The sequence below is a fragment of the endosymbiont of Ridgeia piscesae genome (genome assembly GCF_001443665.1).
GTDB classification, from domain to species: Bacteria; Pseudomonadota; Gammaproteobacteria; order Chromatiales; family Chromatiaceae; genus Endoriftia; species Endoriftia persephonae.
The window spans coordinates 1-3291 of record NZ_KQ557172.1; the positions used below are offsets into that span (position 1 = coordinate 1).

Consider the following 3291-nt stretch of genomic DNA (forward strand, 5'->3'; position numbering starts at 1 on the left):
GAAAAGAAAATGCTATTCAAAAATTGCAAATATTATAGGCTCATCACCGAGCTGGTGGATTAATGATCCCTAACAAGCGAACTGTGGCCCTAAGTCAACCTATTAAGCCATATTTTCATTCCATTTCCGTTGGTCCCGGACCATGGCATTGAGGATAACAATCAGCTTCCGGATGCAGGCTGTGATAGCTCCTTTTTATGCTTGCCTTGGGCAACCAGGCGGTTATAAAAACGCCGTAGGACAGGGTTACACTGAATCGAGGAGATGACGCCCATGTACAGCACAGTTCGGACACTGGCCATGTCGCCACGGATACGATGCTTGCCACGCAGACGCCCGCTGTCACGGTTGAAAGGGGCAACGGTCAAGGCAGCGATCGGCTTTGGATTGAGTCTACCTAGCTCTGGCAGGTCAGCGAGCAGGTATATAGGGTGGTTGGCCCCACCCCGGGACAGAAAGCAGAATCGCTCGGGTCTTGGCCCACACAGGCGCCGCACTGACAGCGGCTTCAAGCGTGGCATCGATTTTTTCGATCTGCCGATTGAGATGCTGAAGATGGCGGCGGATATCCGGCAACAAAGCTTTTGGCATGATGGTGAGGCGATTCTTCTCCATTGTAGCCATCTCGATCAATTACCGGCGCCGCACCAGCAAACCATTGATCTCACGGCCCTTTCTATCCGTCAGTTGGCGCTCACGATGGCGCCAAACTCGGCGATAAGGCGAGCGTCGAGGGCATCGGTCTTAGCCAGCAGGCCGATCGCACCAGCGAAGCGTCGGATCTGGAGAGGATTGGCGACAACGACAGGCAAGCCGACCGTGCTCGCGGCTTCGACAAAATGGCGCTCGTAGCGTCCCGTCGCTTCGATGACGACCCGCTCGATCACATCCGATTGCAGCGTTTGAGCGAGACGCTTCGCGCCTTGGGGGGTATTCGTGAGACTGAAAGGCGTGTCCAGTTCGCGGACATAGACATCGAGCCGGTCTTTACCGACGTCGATACCGACATTGATACTCGCGATATCGGCTGTGGTCATGGTAGAAACCCCTCCGCCTTGCTAAATTCAGGCTATGGGCCCAGTCTAATTCACTTTTAGGAATGTGTTTTAACCATACAAGGTGCATCCAGCGGGTTTCCAAAAGCGTCACTTATTTTTCTTACGCAAAAACGTGCCACTTTTGGCAACCGCTGATGCACGACGTTAGGTGGCACAAATGGATTCATCGACAGTCTTCCTGCTAGCGGCTGATACAATCCTGCTGCTCCACGTGCTAATCGTCTCCTTTATTGTGATTGGTTTGGTGCTTATATTCGTCGGTAAGGCTCGTGCATGGTCTTGGATCCGCAATCCTTGGTTTCGGTTAATGCATCTTATAGCGATTGGTGTGGTCGTCATTCAGTCGTGGCTTGGCGTTATATGCCCGCTCACTACAATTGAAATGGCGCTGCGTTCACGGGCCGACGATACCATATATTCCGGTTCTTTAATATCACATTGGATAGAAAATATTTTGTACTATCAAGCGCCACCATGGGTCTTTGTCATGTGTTATATGGCATTCGGTGCTGTAGCCTGTGCTAGTTGGTTTTGGATCCGTCCGCGAGGTTTTACTAAATCTACAAGTCACCATGCCACCTAACAAATCGTTAAACCAGATCGGCGCAAAAACGCGCCTCCCGGTTAACTTAATTGTTAGGCGACATTAACAAGAATTTGAAAGAGATAGGTGGATGGCAAATATGAAGCCAGTTAATTCCCTAATAAATGGCCGGTTCGCCTTCTTTCAGGAATTTCTGAAACATCCTCTTCAGATTGGGTCGATCATTCCCAGCTCTCGTTTCCTTGAGCGGCGTATTTTGGAGGCTGCCGCGATCACTTCAGCTAAGATTATCGTAGAGCTGGGTTCCGGTACAGGAGGCACAACTCGAGCGATACTGCGCGCGATGCCGCAGCATGCCAAGCTCTTGAGCATAGAAATTAACCCGCATTTCCACACCTTGGTTAGCAGCATTAAGGACGACCGACTCATTGCACACTTGGGTAACGCGTGCGGGCTGAAGGAAATTATTTCGAAGTATGGACTAGGTGCTCCGGAAGCCGTAATTTCCGGTATTCCCTTTTCCACTATGAACCATAGTGAAGGATCTCAAGTTATCGAGGCGATTTCATCTCTGCTCGCCCCAAACGGACGCTTCGTGGCGTATCAGGTAAGCAAGCGTGTCGCCTCCCTGTGTCGGCCATTTTTAGGATCAGAGCAGATTGTGGTGGAACTTCTCAACATCCCGCCAATGCGTGTCTACAAGTGGGAGAAGAACGGTACCTAACACCTTAAATCAATGCGGACGAAAATTTTGCGGGCTAAATTTGAACCGGTTATTTATTACGTTAGGCATAAAGTGCATGCATCAAATTAATCACGAAGAAGTGATTAAAAAATTCTACTCTAGGGTATTTAATTCTTGTTGGGGGGCTGGATGTGATCGAGCCAATTGTTGAGTCGGCTTAAAAAAACGAACAATTACACAAGGAAGGTGAAAAGAACCTTGTCTTTAATGCGGATGAAAAGCCATATGCGGAGATAATAGAAACCAAAATTGGGTTAATCTTAGTCTTGTGTTAATCTTATATAAGTCACGTTATTGGTCAAGTAGAAAACTTCCAAGAAGGCCTAAATAGCTATATAAAAACAAAAAATATTTCGCTTGAAACTAATAGGCGCAGTCTGATGGGAATATGCGGACTAAAATATGGAAGCAGTAAATTTACTCAAGTGGAAGCAATAGATCACTTGTCCAATTATTTTAAACATCATTCGGAGTGGCGCGATAAAAAGCCTCATAACTCAACTAAACGAACTAATCAGGCTGTTACAGAGATGAGGTTGAATATTAATCGAGCCCTTTGGTTTTCTAGAAACTTGAGTGCCGCAATTAAGGGGGGGGGTTATAAAACTGAGCGAGTTATCAAATCTAATGACCATAATTGATAATTGGAAAAATGAAATCGGTCTATCATTTAAAAATAAAGGGTTATTTAAAGCAGGAAATGCCTAACAAGCGGCTGTGGCCCTAAGTCAACCTATTAAGCCATATTTTTATTCCATTTACGTTGGTCCCGGACCATGGCATTGAGGATAACAATCAGCTTCCGGATGCAGGCTGTGATAGCTACCTTTTTATGCTTGCCTTGGGCAACCAGGCGGTTATAAAAACGCCGTAGGACAGGGTTACACTGAATCGAGGAGATGACGCCCATGTACAGCACAGTTCGGACACTGGCCATGTCGCCA

Annotated in this window: 5 protein-coding genes and 1 pseudogene; 2 read left to right on the forward strand and 4 right to left on the reverse strand. The window is 47.5% G+C overall.

Annotated elements, in window-relative coordinates; genetic code table 11:
• Window positions 1–161 precede the first annotated feature (161 nt).
• From Ga0074115_RS16995 to Ga0074115_RS17005, 3 genes are all read right to left on the reverse strand, one after another.
• Window positions 162–497 carry an IS110 family transposase gene (locus Ga0074115_RS16995; protein ID WP_232433156.1) on the reverse strand — a complete coding sequence of 112 codons (336 nt, stop codon included), beginning with the start codon at window positions 495–497 and terminating at the stop codon, window positions 162–164.
• Complete coding sequence (locus Ga0074115_RS17000) at window positions 412–615, reverse strand: hypothetical protein (RefSeq protein ID WP_158294845.1); 204 nt, start codon at window positions 613–615, stop codon at window positions 412–414. Before Ga0074115_RS17000 ends, Ga0074115_RS16995 begins: the two co-directional genes overlap by 86 nt.
• Window positions 616–683: 68 nt before the next feature.
• Window positions 684–1037, reverse strand: a complete 354-nt coding sequence (locus Ga0074115_RS17005) for an IS110 family transposase (RefSeq protein WP_101841484.1) — start codon at window positions 1035–1037, stop codon at window positions 684–686.
• Window positions 1038–1215: 178 nt separating this feature from the next.
• Between Ga0074115_RS17005 and Ga0074115_RS16030 the strand changes: the two genes are divergently transcribed.
• Both Ga0074115_RS16030 and Ga0074115_RS15325 read left to right on the forward strand, forming a co-directional pair.
• Window positions 1216–1641: a DUF2784 domain-containing protein gene (locus Ga0074115_RS16030; protein ID WP_082626964.1), complete on the forward strand. Its 426-nt coding sequence runs from the start codon at window positions 1216–1218 to the stop codon at window positions 1639–1641.
• A 91-nt stretch (window positions 1642–1732) separates the two neighbouring features.
• Complete coding sequence (locus tag Ga0074115_RS15325; protein WP_082626963.1) at window positions 1733–2326, forward strand: class I SAM-dependent methyltransferase; 594 nt, start codon at window positions 1733–1735, stop codon at window positions 2324–2326.
• Window positions 2327–3083: 757 nt separating this feature from the next.
• On the opposite strand, the pseudogene Ga0074115_RS17010 reads toward Ga0074115_RS15325, so the two are convergent.
• Window positions 3084–3291, reverse strand: a pseudogene (locus tag Ga0074115_RS17010) (IS110 family transposase); the annotation flags it as partial.

Bases quoted from the DNA above. Each gene is read 5' to 3' on its own strand.
- Ga0074115_RS17000 (WP_158294845.1), bottom strand. From the start codon at position 615: ATGGAGAAGAATCGCCTCACCATCATGCCAAAAGCTTTGTTGCCGGAT.
- Ga0074115_RS17005 (WP_101841484.1), bottom strand. From the start codon at position 1,037: ATGACCACAGCCGATATCGCGAGTATCAATGTCGGTATCGACGTCGGT.
- Ga0074115_RS16030 (WP_082626964.1), top strand. From the start codon at position 1,216: ATGGATTCATCGACAGTCTTCCTGCTAGCGGCTGATACAATCCTGCTG.
- Ga0074115_RS15325 (WP_082626963.1), top strand. From the start codon at position 1,733: ATGGCAAATATGAAGCCAGTTAATTCCCTAATAAATGGCCGGTTCGCC.